This window comes from Streptomyces eurythermus (assembly GCF_014649115.1).
Lineage (GTDB): Bacteria > Actinomycetota > Actinomycetes > Streptomycetales > Streptomycetaceae > Streptomyces > Streptomyces eurythermus.
The window spans coordinates 16587-41886 of sequence record NZ_BMSK01000036.1; the positions used below are offsets into that span (position 1 = coordinate 16587).

General features: G+C 71.3%; 23 protein-coding genes and 2 pseudogenes. 17 read left to right on the forward strand and 8 right to left on the reverse strand.

Annotated elements, in window-relative coordinates:
- Positions 1 to 39: 39 nt before the first annotated feature.
- Positions 40 to 5832: a type I polyketide synthase gene (locus IE251_RS39170; protein ID WP_189757716.1), complete on the reverse strand. Its 5793-nt coding sequence runs from the start codon at positions 5830 to 5832 to the stop codon at positions 40 to 42.
- Between the two features lie 445 nt (positions 5833 to 6277).
- Positions 6278 to 6664: a hypothetical protein gene (locus tag IE251_RS41550; RefSeq protein ID WP_200692295.1), complete on the reverse strand. Its 387-nt coding sequence runs from the start codon at positions 6662 to 6664 to the stop codon at positions 6278 to 6280.
- A 24-nt stretch (positions 6665 to 6688) separates the two neighbouring features.
- On the opposite strand from IE251_RS41550, the pseudogene IE251_RS39175 reads away from it, so the two are divergent.
- Positions 6689 to 7885, forward strand: a pseudogene (locus tag IE251_RS39175) (NF041680 family putative transposase); the annotation flags it as partial.
- A gap of 601 nt (positions 7886 to 8486) precedes the next feature.
- Here IE251_RS39175 and IE251_RS39180 read toward each other — a convergent pair.
- On the reverse strand, positions 8487 to 9425 hold the full coding sequence (locus tag IE251_RS39180; protein ID WP_189757717.1) for an alpha/beta hydrolase: 939 nt from the start codon (positions 9423 to 9425) through the stop codon (positions 8487 to 8489).
- A 107-nt stretch (positions 9426 to 9532) separates the two neighbouring features.
- Here IE251_RS39180 and IE251_RS39185 point away from each other — a divergent pair, with 107 nt between their 5' ends.
- The 3 genes from IE251_RS39185 (at position 9533) to IE251_RS39195 (ending at position 11908) form a co-directional block, all read left to right on the forward strand.
- Positions 9533 to 10168 (forward strand): TetR/AcrR family transcriptional regulator, encoded by a 636-nt coding sequence (locus IE251_RS39185; protein ID WP_189757718.1) that lies wholly within the window; start codon positions 9533 to 9535, stop codon positions 10166 to 10168.
- A 1083-nt stretch (positions 10169 to 11251) separates the two neighbouring features.
- Positions 11252 to 11611: a hypothetical protein gene (locus tag IE251_RS39190; protein ID WP_189757719.1), complete on the forward strand. Its 360-nt coding sequence runs from the start codon at positions 11252 to 11254 to the stop codon at positions 11609 to 11611.
- 45 nt (positions 11612 to 11656) lie between these two features.
- Positions 11657 to 11908, forward strand: a complete 252-nt coding sequence (locus IE251_RS39195) for a hypothetical protein (protein WP_189757720.1) — start codon at positions 11657 to 11659, stop codon at positions 11906 to 11908.
- A gap of 275 nt (positions 11909 to 12183) precedes the next feature.
- Here the strand turns inward: IE251_RS39195 and IE251_RS39200 are convergent, their stop codons facing one another.
- Complete coding sequence (locus IE251_RS39200; RefSeq protein ID WP_189757721.1) at positions 12184 to 12855, reverse strand: TetR/AcrR family transcriptional regulator; 672 nt, start codon at positions 12853 to 12855, stop codon at positions 12184 to 12186.
- A gap of 81 nt (positions 12856 to 12936) precedes the next feature.
- Here IE251_RS39200 and IE251_RS39205 point away from each other — a divergent pair, with 81 nt between their 5' ends.
- The 3 genes from IE251_RS39205 (at position 12937) to IE251_RS39215 (ending at position 15677) form a co-directional block, all read left to right on the forward strand.
- A complete protein-coding gene (locus IE251_RS39205; protein WP_189757722.1) occupies positions 12937 to 13854 on the forward strand; it encodes an oxidoreductase in 918 nt (305 codons plus the stop codon).
- A gap of 176 nt (positions 13855 to 14030) precedes the next feature.
- Positions 14031 to 14807: an SDR family oxidoreductase gene (locus IE251_RS39210; RefSeq protein ID WP_189757723.1), complete on the forward strand. Its 777-nt coding sequence runs from the start codon at positions 14031 to 14033 to the stop codon at positions 14805 to 14807.
- 189 nt (positions 14808 to 14996) lie between these two features.
- Complete coding sequence (locus tag IE251_RS39215) at positions 14997 to 15677, forward strand: NAD-dependent epimerase/dehydratase family protein (protein ID WP_189757724.1); 681 nt, start codon at positions 14997 to 14999, stop codon at positions 15675 to 15677.
- A 142-nt stretch (positions 15678 to 15819) separates the two neighbouring features.
- Here IE251_RS39215 and IE251_RS41555 read toward each other — a convergent pair whose 3' ends face one another.
- The 3 genes from IE251_RS41555 to IE251_RS39230 all read right to left on the reverse strand — a co-directional run bounded on the left by IE251_RS41555 (position 15820) and on the right by IE251_RS39230 (position 18718).
- Positions 15820 to 16893 carry an NAD-dependent epimerase/dehydratase family protein gene (locus tag IE251_RS41555; protein ID WP_229897143.1) on the reverse strand — a complete coding sequence of 358 codons (1074 nt, stop codon included), beginning with the start codon at positions 16891 to 16893 and terminating at the stop codon, positions 15820 to 15822.
- Between the two features lie 117 nt (positions 16894 to 17010).
- Entirely contained in the window at positions 17011 to 17847 is an 837-nt protein-coding gene (locus tag IE251_RS39225) for an oxidoreductase (protein ID WP_189757725.1), read from the reverse strand.
- Between the two features lie 55 nt (positions 17848 to 17902).
- Complete coding sequence (locus IE251_RS39230) at positions 17903 to 18718, reverse strand: SDR family oxidoreductase (protein ID WP_189757726.1); 816 nt, start codon at positions 18716 to 18718, stop codon at positions 17903 to 17905.
- 196 nt (positions 18719 to 18914) lie between these two features.
- On the opposite strand from IE251_RS39230, the gene IE251_RS39235 reads away from it, so the two are divergent.
- From IE251_RS39235 to IE251_RS39265, 8 genes are all read left to right on the forward strand, one after another.
- A complete protein-coding gene (locus IE251_RS39235) occupies positions 18915 to 19916 on the forward strand; it encodes an AraC family transcriptional regulator (protein ID WP_189757727.1) in 1002 nt (333 codons plus the stop codon).
- 528 nt (positions 19917 to 20444) lie between these two features.
- Positions 20445 to 20708 carry a hypothetical protein gene (locus IE251_RS39240; protein WP_189757728.1) on the forward strand — a complete coding sequence of 88 codons (264 nt, stop codon included), beginning with the start codon at positions 20445 to 20447 and terminating at the stop codon, positions 20706 to 20708.
- Between the two features lie 500 nt (positions 20709 to 21208).
- Complete coding sequence (locus tag IE251_RS39245) at positions 21209 to 21526, forward strand: hypothetical protein (protein ID WP_189757729.1); 318 nt, start codon at positions 21209 to 21211, stop codon at positions 21524 to 21526.
- Positions 21523 to 21801 (forward strand): hypothetical protein, encoded by a 279-nt coding sequence (locus tag IE251_RS39250; protein ID WP_189757730.1) that lies wholly within the window; start codon positions 21523 to 21525, stop codon positions 21799 to 21801. Before IE251_RS39245 ends, IE251_RS39250 begins: the two co-directional genes overlap by 4 nt.
- Before the next feature lie 17 nt (positions 21802 to 21818).
- Positions 21819 to 21950, forward strand: a complete 132-nt coding sequence (locus tag IE251_RS41560; protein WP_229897144.1) for a replication-relaxation family protein — start codon at positions 21819 to 21821, stop codon at positions 21948 to 21950.
- 63 nt (positions 21951 to 22013) lie between these two features.
- Positions 22014 to 22319: a hypothetical protein gene (locus IE251_RS39255; RefSeq protein ID WP_189757731.1), complete on the forward strand. Its 306-nt coding sequence runs from the start codon at positions 22014 to 22016 to the stop codon at positions 22317 to 22319.
- A gap of 44 nt (positions 22320 to 22363) precedes the next feature.
- Entirely contained in the window at positions 22364 to 22549 is a 186-nt protein-coding gene (locus IE251_RS39260; protein WP_189757732.1) for a hypothetical protein, read from the forward strand.
- Between the two features lie 44 nt (positions 22550 to 22593).
- On the forward strand, positions 22594 to 22986 hold the full coding sequence (locus IE251_RS39265) for a DUF6415 family natural product biosynthesis protein (RefSeq protein ID WP_189757733.1): 393 nt from the start codon (positions 22594 to 22596) through the stop codon (positions 22984 to 22986).
- Positions 22987 to 23047: 61 nt separating this feature from the next.
- Here the strand turns inward: IE251_RS39265 and IE251_RS41565 are convergent.
- Positions 23048 to 23408: pseudogene (locus IE251_RS41565) on the reverse strand (hypothetical protein); the annotation flags it as partial.
- Positions 23409 to 23699: 291 nt separating this feature from the next.
- On the opposite strand from IE251_RS41565, the gene IE251_RS39275 reads away from it, so the two are divergent.
- A complete protein-coding gene (locus IE251_RS39275; protein WP_189757734.1) occupies positions 23700 to 23846 on the forward strand; it encodes a lasso RiPP family leader peptide-containing protein in 147 nt (48 codons plus the stop codon).
- A gap of 96 nt (positions 23847 to 23942) precedes the next feature.
- The coding region (locus IE251_RS39280) for an asparagine synthase-related protein (RefSeq protein WP_189757735.1) at positions 23943 to 25300 on the forward strand (1358 nt) is incomplete at its 3' end.

A 25300-nucleotide genomic window follows, 5' to 3' on the forward strand; every position in this document is an offset into this window, starting at 1 on the left:
GGAGCGCAGATCATAGCCCCGTCGGAAGGCCCCGGGATCTCAGCGCGTCGCCCGTTCTCTCCGCAGCCAGGTGTGCAGCACGCGAACGGTATCGGCTGCGTATGCGGTCATCATCGTCTGGTGGTCCCCCGGCACCCGCACGATGTCGTGGCCGAAGTCCCAGGTGCGGACGGGTTCCGCTGCCGTGACGGGGGCTTCCTCGCCCTGCCCGCACGGTGGGGTGGGCAGGGTGTCTTCGGCGGCCGCGGCGAGAAGCACTGGCGTCCCGAGTGTCTCGGGTAGCCAGTCCTCGAACAGGTCCAGGTACGCGCCCTGGGCCGTCAACTGGTCCTCGGTCATCAGCGCGAACGCCTGGTCGTTGATGGTGAGCCCCTGGATCTGCCGTGCGACGTACTCTTGCGGGACGTTGTCGGTCGGGAGCCACGTGTCGAGCAGCAGCAGTGCCTGCGGTGGTGTGCCCCGGCCCTCCAGCCGGGCGGTGACCGCGTGCGCCAGCCAGCCTCCGGAGGAGTATCCGGCGAGGGCGAACGGGCTCTCGCCGAGCTCCCGCATCACCGTGTCGGCGTGGAGGTCGACGACCAGTTCCCTGGTGGCCGGCAAGGGTTCGCCGTCCCCGAACCCCGGCAGCGAGAGGCCGAACACGTCGTGCAGGCCGTGCAGGTGCAGGGCGAGCCGCGCGAAGTTGTGCGGCCCGGACGGGGCGACCATCGGCGGCAGGCACACCAGGACGGGGGACGAGGGGCCGGAAGCGAGCCGGACCATCCGCTGGCAGGCGCCGAACCCGGTGGTGTCGTGGCACACCGGCCGCAGTTTCGCGGCAGCCCGCAGAAAAGCGATTCCTTCACTGCACTTACCGGAGTTGGCCGCCCGGCGGTACAGCTCGCGTACACCCGCCGGGCCGGCGGGCTCCGGGTTGCGCGGGGCCGTCGGGGTGAGGACGGCCGCAGTGGGCGCCGCCGCCGTGACGGGTACCGCCGACACTTCGGCGATGTGGCGTGCGAGATCGGTCGCGGTCGGATGGTCGAACACCACCGTCGTGGGCAGGGTGAGGCCCGTCGCCGAGGACAGGCGCCGGCTCAGCTCCACGGACGCCAGGGAGTCGAACCCGAGCTCCAGGAAGCGCCGGGCGGGGTCGACGTCCTGCACCAACGGGTGGCCGAGCACCTCCGCTGCCTGCGCACGGACCAGGTCCAGTGCTGCCCGGCCGCGGTCGGCGTCCGGGAGATCGGCCAGGCGCACGGCGGGGCCGGGGGACTCTTCCTGCCGGGCGCGGGGCGCGCCGGGTGCCGCCTCCCCACGGGTGGGTGGCATGTCCCGCAGCGCGTCGAAGAGCCGGGTCTCCCGGCGGGCCGTGAACGACGGCAGGAAGCGGTCCCAGTCGACGTCGGCGACGGTCAGCCCGTTGTCGCCGGCCGCGACGGCCCGCCACAGCTCTTCCGTCGCCCGCTCGGGAGCCATGGGCAGCAGTCCTCCCCTGCGCATGACGTCCCGCATCGAAGGCTCGGTCGCCATTCCTGCTCGCGCCCACGGGCCCCACGCCACCGCGGTCGCCTTGAGTCCGCGGGCGGCCCGGTGCTGCGCGAGGGCGTCGAGGAAGGCGTTGCCCGCAGCGTAGGCCGCCTGCCCGGTGGAGCCCCAGCTCGCGGCGACGGAGGAGAACAGCACGAAGGCGTCCAGCGGCGCGTCCGCCAGGAGCGCGTCGAGGTGGGCAGCGCCCGCGACCTTCCCGGCCAGCACATCGGTGAAGTCCGCCAGGGCCGTCTCGGTCAGCGGCGCGGCGGGACCGGCGACCCCGGCCGCGTGGACCACGGCCGTCAGCGGCTCGTCGCCGGGGAGTGCGGCCAGGAGGGCGGCGACCCGTTCCCGGTTCGCGATGTCGCAGGCCATGACGAGCACGTCGCACCCCGTCGCCCGTAGCTCACCCGCCAGCTGCCGCGCACCGGGCGTGTCCATGCCGCGGCGACTGGTCAGCACCAGCCGCTGGGCACCGTTACGGGCGAGCCAGTGGGCGGTCCGGGCGCCCAGCGCACCCGTACCACCGGTGATGAGCACGGTGCCCTGTGGACGCCACCGCGCTGGTTGTCCCTGGCGTGGCTCCGCCCTCTCCAGGCGGCGCGCGTACAGCCCGGACGGGCGGACCGCCAGCTGGTCCTCCCCTCGTGGCAGGGCCAGTGCGGTGCCGAGCCACATCGACGCCTGGTCGTCGAGCGTGGCGGGGAGGTCGAGGAGGCCGCCCCAGCCGTGCGGTCGTTCCAGGGCCAGGGTGCGGCCCAGACCCCAGAGCATGGCTTGTGCGGGCTCGGCAGGACTTTCGCTGGCGTCGATCGCCACTGCACCACGGGTGGCACACCACAGGGGTGCAGGGGACTCCAGGTCGGCCAGCGCCTGTGCGAGGCAGATGGTGAGGGCGAGACCTTCGCTGAGGGGGAGGGCGCGTGCAGTGGTGTCGAGGCCCAGCAGGGAGAGGAAACCGGCGGGTTCTTCCCCGTGGGGCAGCCGCCGGCGCAGGAGTTCCCTGATTCTCGTCCGGTCCGCGTCGCCGGGGCCCCACCTGATCGGCAGGGCTCTGCCGCCGACGTGTTCGATGGCCAGGGACAGCCGGGACTCCGTCTCCTCGTCCACGCTCGTGGCGGGCAGCAGCAGCGGCCACACCCCGGTCGCGGGGCGGCGGCCGGTCGCTGGTGGGGTGTCCAGGCGCCGCCACGCCTCGCGGTAGCACCACCCAGCCGGCCTGTCCGGTCCCCCGGTCCGGCGGGACCGCGCCGGCACCGGTCGGTTGTGCCGGTCGAGCCAGTACCGCTCGCGCTGGAAGGCGTATGTCGGCAATTCGACATGGGTGGCCCCGCGTCCCTCGAACGGCGCCCGCCAGTCGACGCCCAGACCCTGGACGTGCAGCTCGGCGAGAGCCGCCAGCAGTGTCAGGTCCTCGGCGCGCCCCTTCCGGGTGGCGGACGCCGCGACCACCTGGGCCGAGCCCTCGGGCAGGCAGGCCGGGACCATCGCGGTGAGCACGGCGTCGGGGCCGAGCTCCAGGTAGCCGGTGACGCCGTCCTCGTGCAGGCAGCGGACACTGTCCAGGAACCGGACGGGCCGGCGGACGTGGGCGACCCAGTACTCGGGCGACGTGAGTTGCTCCGCGGGGACCGGCTCCCCGAAGAGGTGGGAGACCACCGGCACGGTGGGCGGGTGGTACTCGAGGTCTTCGGCCACGGCGCGCAGCTCGTCCAGGGCGTGGTCCATGTGCGGCGAGTGGAAGGCGTGGCTGACGCGCAACCGCGTGGTCCTGCGGCCCCGTGCCTCCCACGCAGCGGCGACGCGGCGGACCGCAGGCGAGTGGCCCGCGATGACGGTGGCTGCGGGGCCGTTGACCGCCGCGACGGTGACCTGGTCCCCGATCCCTTCCAGGGAGCGGAGCACCTCCTCCTCGGCTGCTTCGAGCGCCGTCATCGCACCGCCGGGCGGACAGGCCTCCATGGACCTGCCGCGTGCGGCGACGAGTGCGCACGCGTCGGCCAGCGACCACACCCCGGCGACGTGAGCGGCCGTCAGCTCGCCGACGGAGTGCCCGACCAGCGCGACGGGCCGCACCCCCCATGCCTCCACGAGCCGGTAGAGGGCGGTCTCGAACGCGAACAGCGCGGGCTGGGCGTACTCGGTCCGGTGCAGCAGTTCCGCGTCGGCCTCGTGGTGGGGGGCGAACATCACCTGCCGCAGCGGCCGTGCCAGGTGGGGCGCCATGTGCAGGCACACCTCGTCCAGGGCGCGTGCGAAGACGGGGTGGGCGGCGTACAGCTGCTGTCCCATCCCGTTGCGCTGGCTGCCCTGGCCGGTGAAGAGCGCGGCCGTCGGCAGGGGTTCCACCCCCGACCGTGCGCGGCCGGTGACCAGTCCGGGCGCCGGCCGTCCCTGGGCCAGTGCCTGCACGGCGCCCAGCAGTTCCGCCCGGTCGCGCACGGTGGCGACCGCACGGTGCTCGAACCGGGTGCGGCCCGCAAGGGTGAACCCGGTGTCCGGTAGCGTCAGTCGGGGGTGGGCAGCGAGGTGCGCGGCGAGCCGTTCCGCCTGCTCGCGTACGGCCGCCTCGGTGCGGCCCGACAGTACGACGGGGAGTGCGGTGTCCGTGGCCACGGCCGCGATGGGAGTGGATCCGCCCCCCGCACCGGACGCCGGTCGTCCTCCCCTGCCCGGTGCGCCCCCGGGCGCCTCCTCGATGATGGCGTGGGCGTTGGTGCCGCTCACGCCGAACGCCGACACCGCTGCACGGCGCGGGCGGTCCGCGTGGGGTGGCCACGGCACCGGTTCCTGGAGCAGCCGCACCTGCCCGGCCGACCAGTCGACGTGCGGTGACGGCTCGGTCACGTGGAGGGTGCGCGGCAGCATCCCGTGCCGCAGGCTCATGATCATCTTGACCACTCCGGCGGCACCGGCCGCGGCCTGGGCGTGTCCGATGTTGGACTTCAGCGAGCCGAGGTGGAGCGGCCGGCCGGGCGGTCGGTCCTTGCCGTAGGCGGTGATGATCGCCCGCGCCTCGATCGGGTCGCCCAGTGTCGTTCCGGTGCCGTGGGCCTCGACCGCGTCGACGTCGGCCGCCCGCAGCCCTGCGCTGGCCAGTGCCCGGCGGATCAGTCGTTCCTGCGCGGGTCCGCTGGGCGCGGTCAGCCCGTTGCTCGCGCCGTCCTGGTTCACGGCGGTGCCGCGCAGCACCGCCAGGATCGGGTGTCCCCGCCGTCGCGCGTCGTCGATCCGCTCCAGCACCACCACGGCCGCCCCCTCGGCCCAACCGGTCCCGTCGGCGGAGGCCGAGAACGCCTTGCACCGCCCGTCCGGCGCCAGCCCCCGCTTCCGGCTGAACTCCGACAGCATGCCCGGCGTCGACATCACTGTCACACCGCCGGCGAGTGCCAGGTCGCAGTCGCCCACCCGGAGCGCCTGCCCGGCCAGGTGCAGCGCCACCAGCGACGCGGAGCACTGCGTCTCGACGGTGAGGGCCGGTCCCTCGAGGCCGAAGGTGTAGGCGATCCTCCCGGAGACCACGCCCAGCGCGTTGCCGGTCAGCATCTGGCCCTGCGCCTTCGGCGGGGCCTCGTGCCACGCCGGTCCGTAGTCCTGGAGGGAAGCTCCGGTGAAGACCCCCGTCCGGCTGCCGCGCAGCGTGTACGGGGCGATGCCCGCGCGCTCCAGGGCCTCCCAGGAGGTCTCGAGCATCAGCCGCTGCTGCGGGTCGAGCGCCACCGCCTCCCAAGGACCGATGCCGAAGAAGCCGGGGTCGAACAGGTCGACACCACTGAGGAACCCGCCGTGGCGGGTGTAGGTGGTGCCCGGCGACCGGGGGTCCGCGTCGTACAGCGCGTCCAGATCCCACCCGCGGTCCTCGGGCAGCCCTGTGATGGCGTCCCTCCCCTCTGCGACCAGCCGCCACAGCTGCTCGGGAGAGTCGGCACCCCCGGGCAGGCGGCATGCCAGACCGATCACGGCGAGTGGCTCTTGGACCACAACAGCGGCGTCGGCGGCCATTCCCGCCAGCGTGTGGTCATCGTCCCCTCCGCACAGCCCGAGGAGTGCGGACCGCAGGTGGCCCACCAACGTATGGGGGGTCGGGTGGTCGAAGAACACGGTCGCAGGCAGCCCCACCCCCGTGACCTCGCAGAGGTCGGCGCGCAACCGGTCCGCCACCTGCCGGTACACGCCCAGCCTCCGCCAGGGGGACGTCATCTCGGCCGACCGGTCGGTGACACCCGTCACGGCCGACAGCCGTGTCCACACCAGATCGAGCAGGGCCTGATGCTGCTCCGGTTCGGGGAGGCGGCGCAGCTTGTCACTCCACTGGGCCATGCCGTGTCGCATCGAGGACCTGTGCGCATTCGCCACGCTTCACTTCCCATGCTCCGTCGCCACCACGCCCCGCCTCTGCCCTCCGCTCCCGCTCTGCGCCCTGTCGGATCCCCCCGGCGCGCACGAGAGTCCGCCGGCGGACAGCCGTGTCGGTCTGGTTCAACGACACGGCATTCACCGCGTCACGCTGCCGGTGGTGCTGCCGTAGCCCGGCCACCGAGAAGCGCCGGTGCCCGTACGGGACCCGGCCGGGTCGCCGAACGGCCCCGGGCAGAGCACGAATCGCCGGTGGGGGGGGGAGCTGCGACTCCCTCACCGGCGCCCGCCCCGCTGGTTGTGGGTGCGGACGGAGGGGTGGCGGTGACCGGCCGGCACGGACCGAGTGCGCGTAGGTGGTGCGCTGATCACTTGAGGGTGCCATCGTTTGCCGACAGGGGGTAGGCGCTCAAGCCGTCCGGAGAACCGAGCGGATGGTTTCCGCGACGGGCGGGGCGAAGGCGGCCAGGAGGTGCAAGTTGAGCGAGGGCGAGAAGGAGAGCATCAGCTCCCCGTGGTCCTCGCCGTCCTCGCACAGGGCGTGGTCCTCCACGAGCAGGATGGTGTCAGGCCCGAGGCCATCCATCGGGTTGTAGGTGATCGAGCGGTGTTCCGGCTGGGCCTGCTCCCGCTCCAGTGCCGTGCGGACGGCCGTCGCGCACGGGCCGTCGAAGAGCTCGTGGAGGCGGGCGTCGCTCTGCGGGCCGACGGCCACACGGAGCTCCACCGACTCGACGGCGAGGGCGAGGTGAACGGTCTTGTCCTCGCGGACGAGGGGTTGCTCCAGGGCGGTCACGGTGTGCCAACCACCGACCGGGGGCTGGCGATGGATGTCTCGCCGTGGCTGCGGCCGGACGCCAACACGTGTGCGGACCGGGCCTTTTGCCACACCTTCGGGCGGGGTGAGGGCAAGCATCAGATGGTGCCTGGCTGGCCGTACTCGGTGGTGGCCGCGTTGGAGACCGGCCGCACGTCCTGGACGGCGGTGCTGGACGCGGTCCGCCTGGAGCTCGGCGCCGACGTCGCCGCGGTGACCACTGTGCAAATCCGTGAGGTCATCGAGCGGCTGGTTGCCGCCGGTCAGTGGCGGCCGGATGACCCGGAGGTCCTGGTCGTGTTGGACGCCGGATACGACGCCCCGCGCATCGCCCACCTGCTGGGTGACCTGCCCGTCGAGATCCTTGGCCGGCTCCGCTCAGATCGGGTAATGCGGCGTCCGACACCCTCCCGCGAAGAGTTCCACGTGGCCATCCCCAAGGGCGGCCGGCCGCCCAAGCACGGAGGCGAGTTCGTATTCGGCGAGTCCGCAACCTGGGGCAACGAGCAGGCCGTGACGGTCACGGGCACCCGGCTCTACGGGAAGGCGACCGCGCAGGCGTGGGACCGGCTGCACCCGCGGCTGACCCGCCGGGCCGCATGGCTCGACCACGACGGGCCGTTGCCCGTCATCGAAGGCACCGTCATCCGCCTGGTCGTTCAGAAGCTGCCCAGCGGCGGGGTCAACAAGCCGGTCTGGCTGTGGTAGTCGCGCACCGGCGCCACCGAAGCGGATGTCGACCGCTGCTGGCAGTGCTTCCTTCGCCGCTTCGACATCGAGCACACATTCCGCCTGTTCAAGCAGACCCTCGGCTGGACCAAGCCCCGGCTTCGCAGCTCGGAAGCGGCCGACCGGTGGACCTGGCTCGTGATCGCCGCCTATGCCCAGCTCCGGCTCGCCCGACCGCTGGCTACCGACCTCCGCAGGCCCTGGGAGAAGCCGACTGAGGCGAACAAGCTCACGCCCTCCCGCGTCCGGCGGGGGTTCAGGAACCTACGCACGAAGACCGGCTCCCCAGCCGGTGCACCGAAACCATCGCGTCCCGGACCCGGACGACCTCCGGGCTCGAAGAACCGTAAGCTGGCCACCCGCCATGAAGTGGGGAGAGTCCTCGCGACCGGCGAGGCATACACCCGTCCGGCCCATCACAAAGTCGGCACCAAGCCCCGACGTCAAACGTCACACCCGCCCCGGCAGTGAGATCTCCGCGGCAGTCGGGTTGGATAGCGATGCGGCGTGACAGCCAGGAGCAGGGGGGAAAGGGATTTGTTCACGTTCCTTGTGCTGGGCTTTGTGCTGGTCGCCCTCGCCATCGTCCTGGCCGTCATTGGGGTGCACGCTCTGCTGCTCGGCAGCATGCCCGGTCGATGGCTCCAGCAGCGAGTACGGCAACCCAGATGCTGGGGAGCAGGGGCGATCCTGATACTGATCAGCTGGAACTTGCGCTCACCATCGCTCCTGGTTGTCGGTGTCGGCCTCATCGCGATTGGACATGCAGCGAAGTCCCCGCGATGACGCGGGCAGGTTAAACGTCAAGCTCAGTGCCTGTTCCTGAACCTCGTTGAGGACTGGTCAGGGTCCGTTTGGGTTCTCCGGGCGTGAGGGCCTGCCGTTTGGTGAACAGTCAGCGTGACCGGTTGCCGAACGGCTCATCGGCCGGGGTGGCCACATTCTGCCGCCGATGAAGAGGCCGATCCGAGCAGCCCTGGACCGGCCGTTTCATGGCGAGGGACAGCTCGGTGGTGGTCGCTGTCCCGCGTGCGTGCGGCAGAGGTTCGGCGGCTGGCGGTGCCAGGTTGGGTCAGTTGAAGGCCGTGGCCACGGCGTCCGAGAGCTGGTTCAGTATGTCCCGCGAGAGTTGCACCGAGCCGGTGAACGAGAGGAAGCCGTGAACGGCTCCCTCGACCGGGAGGTGCTGGACCGGTACGCCGGCGTCGGCCAGCTTGCGGGCGTAGTGGTCGCCCTGGTCGCGCAGGGGGTCGTTCTCGGCGGTGACGATGACGGCGGGAGCAAGTCCGGCCAGTTCGTCGCAACGCGCCGGTGAGACCCGCGGGTCGGCACCCTGGTCCGGGGTGCTGAGGTAGGCGCCCCAGAACCACTCGAGATAGGAACGGGAGAGGACCGGACCCGTCATGTTCTCGTACATCGAGGGGCTGTCGTCGAACCGGTCGACCGCCGGGTAGGCGAGCACCTGGAGCGTGATGCGAGGCCCTCCGCGGCGCAGAGAGTCCTGTGCGAGAACCGCGGCAAGGTTGCCGCCGGCGCTCTCGCCGAACACGGCGATGCGCTCTCCGTCGCCCCCGAAGCCCGGGGCGTTGCCCGCGACCCAGGTCAGCGCAGCATAGGCGTCGTCGACTGCGGCCGGGAAGCGGTGTTCGGGTGCCAGCCGGTAGTCGACGGAGACCACGATCGTGCCGGAGCGGATGGTCAGGAAGCGGGCCATGTTGTCCTGGGTGTCCAGATCGCCGAAAACCCACCCGCCGCCGTGGAAGAAGAGCGTCACAGGCAGCGGCCCGGCATCCGGCTCGGTGAAAGGCCGGTAGATACGGACGGGTATATCGCGGCCTTCGGTAGCGGCCGTGGTGTCCCGGACGTCGGTGACTGGTACGGGAGCGCCGGCCAGGGCGCCGAAGGCACGCCCGAACGCGCGGTTCTCCGCCACCGTCAGGGTGTGGGGAGCTGGTCCGCCTTCTGCGGTCACTTCCTTGAGCAGAATCTCGATCTGGGGGTCGAGGAGCATGGCACTCACCTGTCTGAAGAGACGGCCACCCGGGCATGGAATGACCTTTCCAGATCATCGGTAGGGCATGATTGGAATGTCAATTCCAACTCGACTAGCGTGGGCATATGAGCACACCAGCGAAGACCGGAGAGCCGAAGAGACAGCGGCTCACCAAGGGGGGCCGCAAGACCCGCGAACGCATCATCGAGGCCGCTGCGGAGCTGATGTTCCACCGCGGCGCGGGGGGCACGAGCATCCCGGACATCCAGGCGGCCGCCGGGGTCAGCGCGTCGCAGATCTACCACTACTTCGGCGACAAGCAAGGCCTGGTCCTGGCGGTCATCGACCACCAAACGGACACCCAGCTCGCCCAGCAGCGTCCGCTGCTGGACAACCTGGACAGCATCGAGGCCCTGCGCGAGTGGTGCGACAGGGCAGGGAACCGACAGGACGCAAGAGGATGCGAAGGCGGCTGCGAGATCGGCTCGCTCGCCAGCGAACTCGCCGACGGCGACCAGTCGGCACGGACCAGACTCGTCTCCGCCTTCGACCGGTGGGAAGGCCCCATCAGGTCGGGACTCGCACGCATGCAGGCACGGGGCGAGCTGAGCGAGCGCGCCGATACCGCCGCGCTCGCCACCGCTCTGCTGGCCGCCATCCAGGGCGGCATGCTGCTGTCCCAGGTCCGCCGGTCGAGCACCGCCTACCGGCAGGCCGTGTCAGCGGTGATCGACCACATCGAGAGCCTCCTCGTCCGGTAGCGGCTTGGGGGCGTCAGCTCACCACTGACACCTTTCGACCTGCTGATACAGAGTTCCGAAACAGGCACTCATCGTCGGGCCGCCCTGCTGATCGCGGCGGCCTCGAACCCGATGCTGAAACCGTGGCCCTGTGGGCAGCGTCCGGGCCGCTGGCGGGGGAGAGCTCTCCCCTTCGTGCGGGTACGGGATGTGCTGTCGCAGCCGTTCGAGGTTGGCTTCGAGACCGTTCACGGTCGGGAGCGGCACACTCCCGACTGCCTCGCGGTAATGCCCGATGGTGGGATGTGGCTATTCGACGTACGCCCCGCTGCTCTGATCAGGGACGCGGACGTGGTGAAGTTCGTTGCGGCCAGGGAGGCAGTCGTGGTCTGCGGCTGGCGCTACTCGGTGGTGGTCGGGCTGCGGGCTTACGTCCACAGCGTGCTGGACGCCCTGTCGTCTCAGAGAGGCCCGATGAAGGGATCCGCTCGGACTGCGGCCTGAGCTGCTCGCGCTGGCCCAGCGGGGGGAGGTGCGGTTCGGTGTTCTGGTGAAGGCGACGCACTGCGAGGCGGTCGCCCGCGCGAACGCCAAGCATCTGCTCTGGCATCGACGGCTTGTTGACCGACCTTGGGGGCCCGCTCATCGGCCGCTCGATGGTCGGCCTGCCGCGCACGAGGAGGTGTGATGGCGGGCCGGCGAGGGCTGCTTCATGTGGCACAGGGCAGTGCGTTCCTGCTCAACGGGGTCGGGTGGACCGTGGAGGTGATGGAGCCGCAGCACGGCCGGCTCACGCTGGTGCATGCCGACGGTCATCGCGAATCGCGTTCGATCCGCTGGCTGGTCCACCAGCCCGATGCCCGGGTGTTGTCCGAGGCCGTCGGCCGGTTCCCGGCCTGCGGGGCAGCCGTGGACGCTGGCCGACCTTGGCGATAGCCAGCTGGACCGGGCCCGGATCAGGGCCGAGCACGTGCTGGAGGCGATGACGGGTTTTAGGGACGGCCGTGCGGAGCGGGCACGGCCGGGCGAGCGCGGCCGGCCTACGATCCGGAGCGGACGACGCTGACCGGCCGGCGGCGGGCCAAGGTAGTCGAGCTCGAGGCCATGCCGCAGCATGAGGCGGACATGCTGGGGCTGCGCTTCATGGGCTTCAGGACGCTGGAGTGGTTGTCGGCGAAGCGGGGCGAGAGCCTGCTGCTGGCCTGTGCGGACGGGTGGTGGACCAGGCGCCGCGGCGGCCGCCCGAGCGTCACGGAGGAGTCCGGGAAGCGATCTTCGCTGTTTAGGCGGGAGTGCAGGGACCGCGCGAAGACCAGCATGAGCGCGAAGCGCCGGTTGGTGCATCAGTACGTGTTCGAGGGGTTCCCGGAGTTTCCGCAGGAGGTGGTGCCGTTACGCCCGACGCTGCTGGGCGTCTGGCGGGAGTGGTTCGGGCCGGGGGGATCCGGCTCACGCTACGAGTGATCGGCAGCGGCGGCCGGGGTGGCCGGGGTGGCCGGGGTGGCGGGCGTGTCCACGCGGGTGGTGGTCCACCGGCCAGGGCAGGTGATGGTGCTGGATTCGACACGGTTGCCGGTGCTGCTGCGGGAGACGGTCTTCGGTGAGGCGGTCTCCGCGATGCTGACGCTGGGCCTTGGCCTCTGCGCGCACTCGCTGCCTGCCTTCCGTCTGACGCTCGGCTCGGACACCTCGAGCGATGTGGCGATGCTGCTGCGCGACGTGATGTTGCCGCTGCCGATGCGGGATGGCTGGGGGAGGTGATGGAGTGGCCTTGCCCGGGGGTGCCGGCTGAGCTGATCGCCGAGTTCGCCGGCCACCAGGTTGCCGCTCTGCCGTTCTTCGAGCCGGAGACGGTGACCATGTGAATGATCACGGAGTCGGGCCTCGGCCATGTGTCGAAAGTGGGTCTTGCGGGGGTGAAGGGTCCAATGACCACTGGCCCCGTCCCGTCGGGGCAGGGCCGGCGGTCGTTTGTCGTTCCGGGGTTGTTGTACGGGGCTGCTCGGCAGCGTGCTTTTTGGGGCTGGGTGTTGCTGTCAGTGCCCGGGACGGGCACTGATCGCCCCGGTTGCGGACGATCTCGGCGAGGCGGTCGGCTGTCGCGACGCCGGGTTCTGCTGCGGTTCGCAGCCGTGCAGGATGGATGCCATCACGTCGTCGAGTCCGTGTTCGGCCAGGTCGTGTGGCAGCATCCCGCTGATCACCACGCCGACGTACCCGTGCAGCGCCGCGAAGACCGGAAGGCCGATACGTTCCAGCGGCCCGTTGCGCACCTCGCCGCTGCGCTGGCCGGCGGCGATCAGCTCCAGGAAGAACTCCCACCAGCGGTGTGCGGCTGCGGTCAGCGCCGGTGAGGCTTGCGGACTGTGCTTCGCGGAGAACATCAGCTCCAGCAGTGCGGCGTTGTCGACCGCGAAGCTCACGTAGGCGCGCGCTGCGGCGTCGAGGCGCTGGGCGAAGGTCTGCCCGCTTCCTTCCTGGGAGGCGGCGACGGCGTCGGCGAGCCGTTCGAAGCCGGTTTGCGCCAGGGCGTCCAGCAGGTCCTGCTTGGTCTTGAAGTGCCGGCTGCGTGCGGCGGGGCTGACTCCGATGGCGCGGGCCAGCTCCCGCAGGGACAGCTGGTCGGCGCCCTTGTCGCGCAACGTCTGTTCCGCCTGGGCGAGGAGCGCCGAGGGCAGATCTCCGTGGTGGTAGGGCCGGTTCGTCACGGTGCCACCCTAGCGCGGGAGTGGCCAGCGTCAACATTGTTGCCATTGACCACATTGTTATCACTGGCTACATTGGGCGGCATGGCACAGAACACGAAGCACACCTGGACCGTCAACGACATCCCCGACCAGAGCGGCCGCACCGCCGTCGTCACCGGGGCAAACAGCGGGCTCGGCCTGGCCACCGCCCGTGCCCTGGCCGGCGCCGGCGCCCACGTGGTCCTCGCCGTCCGTGATCCCAAGCGCGGGCAGGCCGCCGCCGAGACCGTGAAGGGAAGCACGGAGGTCCGCCCCCTGGACCTGGCCGACCTCTCCTCCGTCCACCGGTTCGCCGCGGACTGGGAGGGGCCGCTGGACCTGCTCATCAACAACGCCGGCGTGATGTACATCCCCGAGGCCCGCACCAAGGACGGCTTCGAGATGCAGTTCGGCACCAACCACCTCGGGCACTTCGCCCTGACCAACCTGTTGCTGCCCCACGTCACCGACCGCGTGGTGTCCCTGTCCTCGACCGGGCACAAGACTCCCGGCTCCCCGCGCATCCACTTCGACAACCTCAACCTGACCGGCGAGTACGACCCGGTGACCGCCTACGGCCAGTCCAAGCTCGCGAACCTGCTCTTCACCCTCGAGCTCCAGCGCCGCCTGACCGCGGTCGGCTCCGGCGTACGCGCCATGGCCGCGCATCCCGGCTGGGCCGCCACCAACCTGCAGAGCAACGACGCCAGCGCCCTGCGCGGCCTCCTCATGCGCCTCGGCAACCGCCTGATCGCCCAGGACAGCCAGGCCGGCGCGCTGCCCACCTTGTACGCCGCCGTCCAGGACCTGCCCGGCGGCAGCTTCGTCGGCCCCGACGGCCGGGGCGAAATGCGCGGCAACCCCACCCTCGTCGGCCGCTCCGCGGCGGCCAGCGACCCCGCAGCCGCCCGGCGCCTGTGGACCGCATCCGAAGAACTCGTCGGCATCTTCTGGAACCCCCAGTTCCAGCCCCGGCACTGAGCACGCAGCACCCGGCGCCCGCGCCGAATCGGGCGGCTGCGGACCTGGGCCGGCTGGGAGCGCGTCTCCACCGCCGCCGACAACGCCTGTCCCTCCCACCCGCCCCCGGCACCCGAGCCCGGCCTCGGGCAGCCCTCACTCACCCTCCGCACCCCTCGTTCAACGATCGGAACGCCATGAACCTGAATCTCACCGACAAGACGGCGGTCGTCACCGGAGCCGGCCGCGGTATCGGACTGGCCACCGTGCGGACCCTGGTCGGCGAAGGCGTCCGTGTCGTGGGCGCCGCCCGCACCATCACGCCCGAGCTCAAGGAGACCGGCGCCCACACGGTGGCGGCCGACCTGAGCACCGCGGAAGGCGTCTCCGCCCTCTTCCGCGCCGCGCTCGCCGAGCTGGGCGGCATCGACCTGCTGGTGAACAACGTGGGCGGCGGAAACGGAACGTCCGTCGGCTTCCACGACGCCGACGACACCCTGTGGACCCGCGCCTTCGAGATCAACGTGCTCAGCACCGTCCGCGCCACTCGGGCGGCCCTGCCCAGCCTGATCGAGCGCCGGGGAGCGATCGTCAACATCTCCTCCATCAGCGGGCTGATGCCCGGGGCCTTCCCGGTCATCAGCGCCGTCAAGGCGGCAGTCATCACGCTCGGCAAGTCCCTGGCCGAGGAGTTCGGCCCCCTGGGCGTCCGCGTGAACACCATCTCCCCCGGCATGGTCAACACCACCGCCTTCCAGGACCCGGACGGTCAGGCCGCCCACTGGGCCGCCGCCTCCGGCATGTCCCTCGCCGAGTTCACCCAGCAACTGGTGAAGGACGAGAACGTCACGACCGGCCGCATCACCGAACCCGAGGAAGTCGCGGCCTTGGCCGCGTTCCTCCTCTCCGACGTGGCCGGCAACATCACCGGCGTCAACCACGTCATCGACGGCGGCATGTCCAAGACGGTCTAGAAGCACGCAGGGCGGAAGCCGCTTCATCGATTCCGGCAGCAGCCCGAGATACGCAGCGCCCCGCACGGCCTCCCCGGGACCGACCATGACCGCTCAGCCCTGAAAGCCCCGCCCCGCCAGACGCAGACGCCCGGGCCGGACAAGAGTCCGGTCCGCACAACCCCAGCCCTACGACAGAACAGGAACACCGTGCGCATCATCGTCTTCGGCGCCACCGGCATGGTCGGCCAGGGAGTCCTGGACGCCTGCCTGCGTGACGACGCGGTCACCGAGGTCCTCGCCGTCGGCCGTACGCGCACCGGACGCACCCACCCCAAGCTCCGCGAGCTTCACCACGAGGATTTCACCGACTTCACCGCGGTCCAGGACCGGCTCGCCGGATACGACGGCTGCTTCTACTGCCTGGGCACCTCGGCCCTCGGCGTGACCGAGGCCGACTACCGGGTGGTCTCCTACGCCTTCCCCCTGGCCGCCGCCCGCGCCCTGCTCGAGGCGAGCCCCGGCATCGCCTTCTGCTACGTCTCCGGCGCCGGCACCGACCCCACCGGCAAGACCCGCCTGATGTGGGCGCGCGTCAAGGGCGAGACCGAGAACGCCCTGCTCGCGCTCACCCCGCGCGCCTTCATGTTCCGCCCCGGCATCATCACCCCCCTGCCCGGCACCACCGCGAAGACCCCGCTCTACGCTCTGCTCTACCGGCTCCTCACCCCCCTGGCCCCCCTGATCCGCCGCGTCGCCCCGCGCCACATCACCAGCAGCACCGACCTCGGACGAGCCATGATCCACACCGTCCGCACCGGAGCACCCCGCCGGACCCTGACCAACGCCGACATCAATGAGACGGCTGCCTCCCGGTCCCCGGCACCGTGACTCCGGCAGGGGTGTGTCCGCGTCGCCACCCACGAGGTGAGGCACCGGCCCAGGACACCGCCGAAGCCACCGCGCCCACCGGCCGCCTCATCACCCGCGGCCTGGTCCGGCACCGGTGGTGGGAGAGCGGCATCATGATCGTTCATGAGGATCGTTCATGAGGGGGGATCTGTCGCAGCCGTTCATCCGCTGTGGCACCGGGCGCCGGGGACGCGGCGGGCTGGCTGGGTGTCCTGCCTGCCATGTCCCTCGTTGCCGGATGCCAGTGCATGAGCTGGCCGATGGTGACGGGCAGGGAGCGGATGCGGCGGCCGGTCGCGTGGGAGACGGCGTTGCCGATGGCGGCCGCCAGGCCGACGAGGCCGGTCTCCTCGACTTCCTTGGTGCCCGGCCGGGGTTGCCGGGTCCGGGCCGTCTCCTGGCTCCTGGCCCTGATCTTGCTGCTGCTCCTCGTCGTGACGTGGGCTTTCGCGTTCGTCCGATGGCTGCGCCAAGGCTCCCTGATCAACGAGAGGCCGGCCGGGTGACACCGCCATCTCCTTCGCCTCCTCGCGGTGGCCAGACGGTTGATGTCGGGGTTGCGCAGGACGGCGGAAGCACCGCTGCCCGGCCGGGCAGCGGCGAGCATGGCCCGGCCGACAGCGTCCGTGGTGGTGATGTGCCGGGGGAACAGGCGCCCCAGCATCGGGTGGAGGGCCGCGGTGGCACGGTAGATCCTGCGGTAGAGCGGGGTGCGGGAGACGGCACCGTCGACCGGCTGGACGAAGCCGGGGCGGAACATGTACGCCGTCATGGGCAGCGCCCGCAGGTCGTTCTCCGTACGGCCCTTGACCCGGGCCCACATCTGACGGCTCTGGCCGGTCGGGTCGGTGCCCTCACCGGAGACGTACACGAACGTCAGGCCCGGGCTCGCGGTGATCAGGGCACGAGCCGCGGCCAGCGCGTAGTCATACGTGACACGGGTGTACTCGGCCTCGGAGCGGCCCACGGCGGAGACGCCGAGGCAGTAGAAGCAGGCGTCCAAGCCGGTGAGCTCGTCCTGGATCGCCGTGAAGTCGGTGAAGTCGGCGTGGACGATCTGCCGCAGCCTGGGATGGGCCACGTCCAGCGGGGTTCGGACGACGGCGACGACCTCGGTGACCGCATCATCCCGCAGGGACGCGTACAGGGCGCCGTACCCGATCATGCCGGACGCTCCGAAGACGATGACACGCACGAGTTCTCCCGATGGTGAAGGTGTGCCCGAGGGCAGGTTCGGTGGAAAGAACGACCGGTGCGGCGGCGCGGGCCGCCGCGGTCCAGGCCGCCCCCGGCGGCCCTTGCCCGGAGGGGATCAGCGGGGAAGGCCCACGGACCGGGCCATCATCGCGTCGAAGGCCCGATCGGGCAGGACGCGCCGCAGGGCGAGGAGGGGGCGCGCGCCGAAACCGGTGGCGTAGCGGGTCCTGGGCCGGCGGGCCGTGACGGCCTTGCCGACGGCGTCGGCAATGACGGTGGGCGGGGACATGCGCTTGACCATGGCCTCGGAACGCATGGAGGCGGCAACGGCCTCGGCCTGACCGGAGTAGGCACCGCCGGCGGACGACTTCTCCAGGTGGTCGGCGGCGATGCCGCTCCACTCGGTACGGATACCGCCGGGCTCGATGACGACGACGTCGATCCCGAAGGGCCTGACCTCCATCCGCAGGCAGTCGCTGAGGGCTTCGAGGGCGAACTTGGTGCCGTGGTACCAGCCCCCCAGCGGGGTGTAGATCTTCCCGCCCATCGAGGTGACGTTGACGACCGTCCCGCTACGCAGGGCCCGCATGTGCGGCAGGACGATCTGGGTCAGACGGACGGCGCCGAAGACGTTGACGTCGAACTGACGGCGCGCCTCCTCTTGGGAGACGTCCTCCAGGGCGCCGTACGAGCCGTATCCGGCGTTGTTGACCAGCACGTCGATGCGGCCGGTCTCGGAGACGATCCGGTCGACCCCGCTGCGCATCGAGTCGTCGTCGGTCACGTCCATCGCCAGCGGGCGCACGCCGCGTTCGGCGAGCTTGCGGAGGCGGTCGGTGCGGCGGGCCGCGCCGTAGACGGTGTAGCCGAGGGCGATCAGCTTGAGGGCGGTCGCTTCGCCGATGCTGGAGGAGGCTCCGGTCACGAGAGCTGTCTTGGTGGTGGTGGTCATGAGGTCCTCGTCAAGGGGTGAGCAGCTGTCGGTGGCCGGTGGCGCAAGGGAGCTCTCAGATGCCGAACCGGCTCTTGATGCCGCCGAGGAAGGTGGCGTCGTCCGTGGCGGCGCGCTGGGCGATCAGCTCGGCCGCGAACGGGCCGGCGGGGTAGCGCAGCTGGTCGGTGCCGTCGGTGGCCGCCCGGTAGACGGTCTCGGCGACGATCTCGGGCTTGTCGCCACCGGCGCCCAGCTGCGCCTGCCCTTCGAGGACCGCTCCGACCAGCTTCTGGTACTCGGCCAGGGACTCGTCGTTGGTGAAGTCGAAGGAACGGCCGGCGAAGTCGGTGTCGACGATGCCCGGCTCGACGAGCTTGACGTGGACGCCGATCGCGGCGAGTTCGTAGTGCAGCGCCTCGCTCAGTCCTTCGACGGCGAACTTGCTGCCGTGGTACAGGGTGCCGAGCGGGAAGGTGACCTTGCCGCCGATGGAGGAGATGTTGACGACGGTGCCGCCGCCGTTGGCGCGCAGGTGCGGCAGGACGGCCTTGGTCGTCTCCAGCAGGCCCATGACGTTCACGTCGAACTGCCGTCGGGCCTTCTCCATCGGAATCGCTTCCAGCAGGCCGTAGGCGCCGTACCCCGCGTTGTTGAGCAGCACGTCGATCCGACCGAACCGCTCCAGGCCGGCGTCGACGGCCGTGGCGATCGAGGCGGAGTCCTGCACGTCGAGCCGGGTGACGAGCACGTTCTCCAGGGCGGTGAGCTCGGTCTCCTTCTCGGGGCTGCGCATCGTGGCGATCACGTTCCAGCCCTGCTCGTGGAAGTGCTTCGCACTTGCCCGGCCGATGCCGCTGGAGCTGCCGGTGATGAGGATCGTCTTGGTCATGGTCGTCTCCGTTCCTTCGCCGAGTTCACCGCTGCGGTGGCTCGTGGCTTCCACGCTAGGCGGAGAAACACGTCAGGGGACTAGCGGAAGACGCCTACCTTCTTGCTGTTCACGCCACCTCCAGATGGCGTCTTCTGCGGGTCCGATGGCGCATGCGGCATGCCCTTCCTCGCGTGCGCGGAACTACCCTCGGGGCATGGCATCGAAGCAGTTCACCCTGGACCCGGGCACCCGCGCACTCCTGCACGACCTCGGCATCTCCCTCGCCCGCGTGCTGCGCCGGGCGCAGCTTCCGGCCGGTCTCTTCGCTCACGGCCAGGTCACGATGACGACCGAGGAGTACTACCGGTTCTGGGACGCGCTGGACACCGAGGCCGCGGATCCCGACCTGGCGGTGAGGATCGGGCGGGCTCTGTCCGTCGAGGTGTTCAATCCGCCGATCTTCGCGGCGCTGTGCAGCGCGGACCTGCGCACCGCGGCCGAACGCATCGCCGCCTTCAAGCCGCTCATCGGCCCTGTGAACCTCGACGTCACCGCCGACCGCACCGGGCTGACGATCACGGTCCACTGGCCCGACGGCCCGACGCCACCCCCACTCCTTGCCGCGGCCGAACTCGCGTTCTGGGCGGCACTGGCACGCATCGGCACACGGCGCGAGATTCACCCGACCCGCGTCGCCATGCGCCACGCCCCGCAGCCCTCGGCCGGGACCACCTCGTACTTCGGCACACCAGTCCGCGCCGGCGAGGCCGACGCCATCACCTTCTCCGCCGAGGACGCCTCACAGCCGTTCCTCACCGAGGACGAAGCCATGTGGAACTTCTTCGCACCCGAACTGCGCCGCCGCCTGTCCGAACTCGAAGCGTCCGCCACCACCGCCGACCGGGTGCGCGCCGCACTCCACGAGCACCTGCCCGCCGGCGAAAGCTCCATCAACGCCGTCGCCGCCCAGCTCATGCTCAGCCCCCGCACCCTCCAGCGCCAGCTCCAGGCAGAAGGCGCCAGCTACCAGGCCGTCCTCAGTGACACCAGGGAAAAGCTCGCCCGCCGCTACCTCGCGGACCCCGCCCTCCCCATCTCCCAGGTCGCCTACCTCCTCGCCTACGACGACACCAACTCCTTCTACCGGGCCTTCCGACGCTGGACCGGCCTCACCCCCGAAGCCGCACGCAACACCGACTACCTCACGCCCGCCTGATCGGTGAACTGAACCCCACCCACACGAGCGGAGAGTCCGGTCCGGATCCCGGATCCGCCAACTATCACGAACGATCACAATCGAAACAGGATGAATCGGGGCTGCAAGGGCTGATTTTGGTGCTCTTGTCCAGCAGGGCCGGCCCGGCCACGAAGCCGTCCCTGACCCCTTGTCCACCTCCGCTACCGTCCCGCCCACCGCCGAGAAGCCGCCGCCTTTAACGGCGTGCTGGTGACCCTGGACGTGTGATCCACATGTCGGTTCCGTTCTCCTGTGCCGGGGAGGACTGCGGCGGAGGAGTGGACATGGGCCCACCGACGTTCTCCGAGTGGGAGATGCAAGTCACAGGGCCCGACCAGCCGTCCCGAGTTGTCCGGGACAGAACCCAGGTCCGGCCGCTGACCACGCCGGACAGCGCGACGGCTGTCCGGGACAGCGGAACACCTGGTCACCGCCCGAGTCGTTCCCTGACGCTGTCGGCAGCCAGGAGGGAACCTCCCTCGTGGCACAGGTGAAGGGAGACGGACCATGCGCACGACAGCGAAGCGCGTCCTCGGCGCACTTGCCGCCGGCGCGGCAGTCGTCATGATGGCCTCGGCGGGCGCCTCGGCCGCCGCGGGCACGACCGCGACGGCCACAGCCGCCACTCTGGTCCCCGCGAAGGCTGCGGGCTGGGATTACATAGGTGAGTTCTCCAAGTCGGAGTGCATAGCGCTGCGTGACTCCTATGCCGGTACGGCCAAGTGCGTCCGCAACGCCGGCGGCCTGTACGACCTCTACGTCTGGGTGTGACCCGCTGTTCTCCCGGACCAGTGCCTGAGACGGTGGCCCGAGAGGGGAACACGAGGCTGCCGCCAAGTCCGTGAGAACGATTCGCCGGACAGCGCGCTCGCCGCAGCCGCGTTAGCACCCAGGGCCCTCGTCCCGGACGCGTGAACCGGGGCGAGGGCCTTTCCTGCCGCTTGGCGGCCGAACCCTCGGTTCCGAAGCGAAGGGACCAGTACCGGGCCAGCCGTCCCGACGTTCTGCGGTATGCACGTGGGAAGCCACTGTGGAACCCCCTTTGGTGCCTGATATCGAGAGAGCAAAACAGAAAACACGCAGGTCACCGCGCAGATCGAGCGCGCCCCGCGTCGTCACAGCCCTCTTCTCCCCTCCTGAACTTCTCTGTGTTGTCCGTGGGGGAGGAGGTCATCGGGTCCGGGGGCCGGGTGTCCTCTGCGGTCGGGCGCGGTCGGCGTCCGGCGGCCGGGCGTGGTGGTGTGGTGGGTGACGGGAAGGGAGTGGGGCTCATGGCGGGCGAGCGGGAGACGAACCCGGCGGGATCGACGAAGACCTTGCTCGGTGACGTGCTGTGCGTGCTCGGGGCATTGAAGGTGGCCACGGCTGATCAGATCCAGCGGATCGGCGCTCCGCACCTGAGCCACCGGTACACCGGCAAGCCGACTGCGTCGAAGCGGAAGCAGGCCCGTACCGCCTCCCACACCGCCGTGCTCTCCGGCATGCGCCGGCACGGCCTGGTGGAGAACGGCGGCTCCACCCAGGCGGGGGACCGCTTGCGGAACCTGGCCCCCAAGGGCCTGCAAGCCGCCTCCTGCAGCGCCCGGTGACGGAGATGGGGTCCGCCGCGCGCGGCGTGGGCTCCAGCGGCGCCTTGCACCCGATGGCCGTCAACGAGACCGTCATCGCGATGCTGCGCCCGAAGCCGGACATGGCCAGGTTCACCGTCGACCCGCCGCACGTCCAGGCCGCCGCCCGGGCCGCCGTCGACGCGCCGCCCGGGTTCGGCACCATCGCCTCGTACTGGCCCGAGGTGCCGCTGCCCGGCCGCCCGGCACGTGGAACGCGCCCGGGCGGGGCGGCGCCCAGGCCGGCATCGTCCTGACCGGCCCGCAGGACGGGGTGCCGCTGCTGTTCATCGAGGTCGACAACTGCCACGAGACCGCCGAGGAGATCGCCGGCAAGCTGGGCAAGTACGCCCGGTTTGTGCGGCGGGAGGTGAAGGACACCGACGGCACCGAGCGGCCGATGTAGCGCACCTGCTGGAGCGCGCCGGCCACCTTCTCCGGTGACAGGGCGCACCCGCCGGTCCTGCTGGTGTTCGACCGCATCGGCGAGCGCAATCCCGACCGCGCCATCGCGCGCCTGCACGAGCTGACCCGCTGCCTGTGGCAGGGGGAGCGGGCGGAGGGCTTCCACGACTACGACGGCAGGATCCCCATCGTCGCCACCGGCCTGAAGCGGCTGCGCGAGTACGGCCCGGCCGGGCCGGCGTTGCTGCGTTTGGGCCGTACCCACCTGCAGCCCCTGCGGGACGCGATCGGCAACCTGCGCCGCGAGGCGGCCCAGGGCCGCGCCCGGGAAGCGGCCGGGGAACGGCAGGGGGAGTACCTTGCTGTGTAGCGTCGACGGCACCGACGGACCACCAGCCGGAGAGGCGGGGTTCCATGCGCGCATCCACGGACATCACCGCCTCGGCCCTGGAGGGCCGCGGCCTCCAGCCGTCTGCCTGTGGCGTCCCCTCCCGGGGCCTGCTTGCCCGCGTGGACCGCGGCTTCGCCCGGTTCCTCGCCCAGCACACCGGGGACCAGGACGACCGTGCCGGCGGCGTCGGCGAGGACGCCCGGCGGTGACCGCCGGCCACCCGCGCGATACCGCCCCGGCAGCGATGCCCGCCATGCACACCAGCAGCCACAGGGTCCTGTACGTCCCCGAAGGGCTCATCGGGGCGGAGCTTCCCCTCGACCGCGAGCCGTACGAGTGCCTGGTGAAGGCCGTCCTGGCGTGGACCGGAACGGAGGCGCTCGCCGAACGCGACTACGAGCAGATCGCCCTTCAGCTCACCGGCCACGCCCGCGCCGTCGCCTCCGACGTCCGCCGCCGTGCCGCCCGACTCCCCAAGGGCAGCGGGCCCCGGTCGCTCGCCGACATTGTCCTGCGCGAGGCGGAAGGCCGGCTGTCCGTGGCGGTCGAGGGCACTGTGCGCTGCGTCCAGAACCGCGCCCGGCTCGTCCGTGCCCTCTACGAACGCCTGGACGGCCTGGAGGCCGGGCGCCTTCAGGCCGGGTGACCACCCTCGGCACCCGGTACGACCACGGGCCCGGGGGCGGAGGGCTGCACCCGCAGTAGGCCTACGCCGGTGCCGGGCACAGGGGGGCGAGCGGGGAGCGTCGGCCCTTCTTCACGGCGCGCGGCTGCTCCCAGTCGATTTTCCGGGTGTGCGGCGGGGATTGCGTCGACGGAGTCGGTGGTGCAGAGCGGGACGTCGACGGCCCCGGCCCGGCTGGTGCCGAAGCGGACCTCGATCGACTGCGGGGAGCGGACCCAGCCGAATCGCACCATGTGGTCGACGTCTGCACGGCGTACCCGGAGGCGGGCGGCGGCCTGCTCGGGCCCGAGGGGGGTGTCGGCGACCAGGTCCGCCAGGTCTTCGCGGCGGCAGACCTGGTTGACCTGGTGGGGGTGGTGCGGTGTCCCGTCCGGGTTCGCGCTCGGGTTGCGCCCTGCGGGCACGCGCCGACCGCGGCTTCGCCCGCTGCCGTGCGCTGTCGCCTCCGTCCTGGCTTCACTGTCCGGGGGTGTACTGGTGTGGCGGGCGGATTAGCGGGTGTGTGGGTGGATGAGCTGGTGTATGGGCGGGCGGTACGTACCCCGGCGTGTGCCGGGCGGGGATCTTCTGTCCCTCACTCAGGTGGTTTCGGCCTGGCGGGGGTGGTCTGTTCGCGGCGTGGCGTGCCTAACTGGGTTGTGGGAAGCGGGAGTTCCGCTTCGAGGTGACCGGAGGTGATCGCTGTGAAGGAGACGCTGGAGGACATCGGGGCAGAGGACGTCTACGAGCCGCCGCTGCTGGCCGAGGTCGGGCAGTACGCCGAGGTGACCCAGGGCTTCTTCGGGGACTGGCCTGACGTTCCGGTCGGCCGGTGGCTCTGAGGGCCCGGCGGGTGCCGGTCCTGGCCGTGCGGGTCTGGGCCGGCACCCGGTCTCACACCGCCCCGCCGTCGCTCGGTCCCTACCCTGGAGAAGTCGATGGGCATCCCGCCGGCCTGCTGGTTCGTTGTCCTTCCCGACCGGGATACGGCACCCGGTCTCCTCGCTCGTCTGCGGGAGATCTCCGGCCCGACCGTCGTCCGGGTCCTGTCGCACGCTTCGGGCCGTCCGTGGCTGGTCGGCTGCTGGCCGGACGAGGAGCTGACCGCCTGCGCCGTCGGTGACGTGCGTCTGGCCCTCGCCGGGACGTGTTCCCTGAACTCCGCCGAGCTGGCCGCGCGGGCCCGGCAGGTCACTGACATCGCGCACATCGAGCCGGTGCTTTCGGGTGTCCACGGCTGCTTCCACGTCCTCGCCTCCGTCGCGGGGCACACCTACGCGCGGGGAAGTTTCTCCGGGCAGCGGCGGGTGTACCGGGCCGAGTCCGGTGGCGTCACGGTCCTGGCCGGCCAGTCCCGTGTCCTCGCCCGGCTGACCGGCGCGGAGCTGGACACCGCGCAGCTGGCGCTGCGGTTGTCCGGTGACACCGTTGCGCACCCACTCGGCTGGGGTGCGCTGTGGCGTGGCGTGCACGCCGTAGTGCCCGGCACTGCTCTGGAGCTGGCGCGCGACGGCGAGGTGCGCGTCCGGCGCTGGTGGGATCCGCCGGAGGACCGGCTGCCCCTGGAAGAGGCTGCGGCCGGGCTGCGTGCGGCACTTGAGCAGGCGGTCGCGTTACGGGTGCGAGCGGACGAGGTCGTAGGCGCGGACCTGTCCGGAGGCATGGACTCGACCTCACTGTGCTTCCTGGCGGCCCGGGCGGGCGCCCGGCTGGTCACCGTCACCATGGACGCGGGCGCCCCCACCAACGAGGACTTCCAGTACGCCACCCGGGCCGCCGGGCACCTGCCCCGCGTCGAGCATCTGGTGTTCGAGCCGGGCGATGTGCCCGCTCACTTCAGCGGGCTGGACGAGCGTGTGGATCTGGGCGACGAGCCGTCCGCCATCGTCCGTACGCGGGTGGAGCAGCGGTACCTGGCCGAGCGGATGCGGGCGCGCGGGGCCCGGCTGCGGCTGTCCGGCTTCGGCGGAGACCAGGTCGTCCAGCCGCCACCCTCGTATGTGCACGGTCTGCTGCGGCACTCGCCCGCGGCCGGCCTGCGCCACGCGGCCGGGTGGCGCGCGCGACACCGCCGCCCCCTCGGGGCGGTCACGAGGGCGCTGCTCGACCGGGGCTCGTACGCCGCCTGGCTCGCCGAGGCCGCCGGCCTGCTGCACACGCCGGTGACCGCAGACGACCTGCGCTGGGGGTGGCGCCCGCATCTTCCGCCCTGGGCGAGCGAGCAGGCCGTGCGGCTGTGCCGTGAGCGGCTGCTCGCGGCGGCGAGGGACGCCACCGAGCCGCTGCACCGCGAACG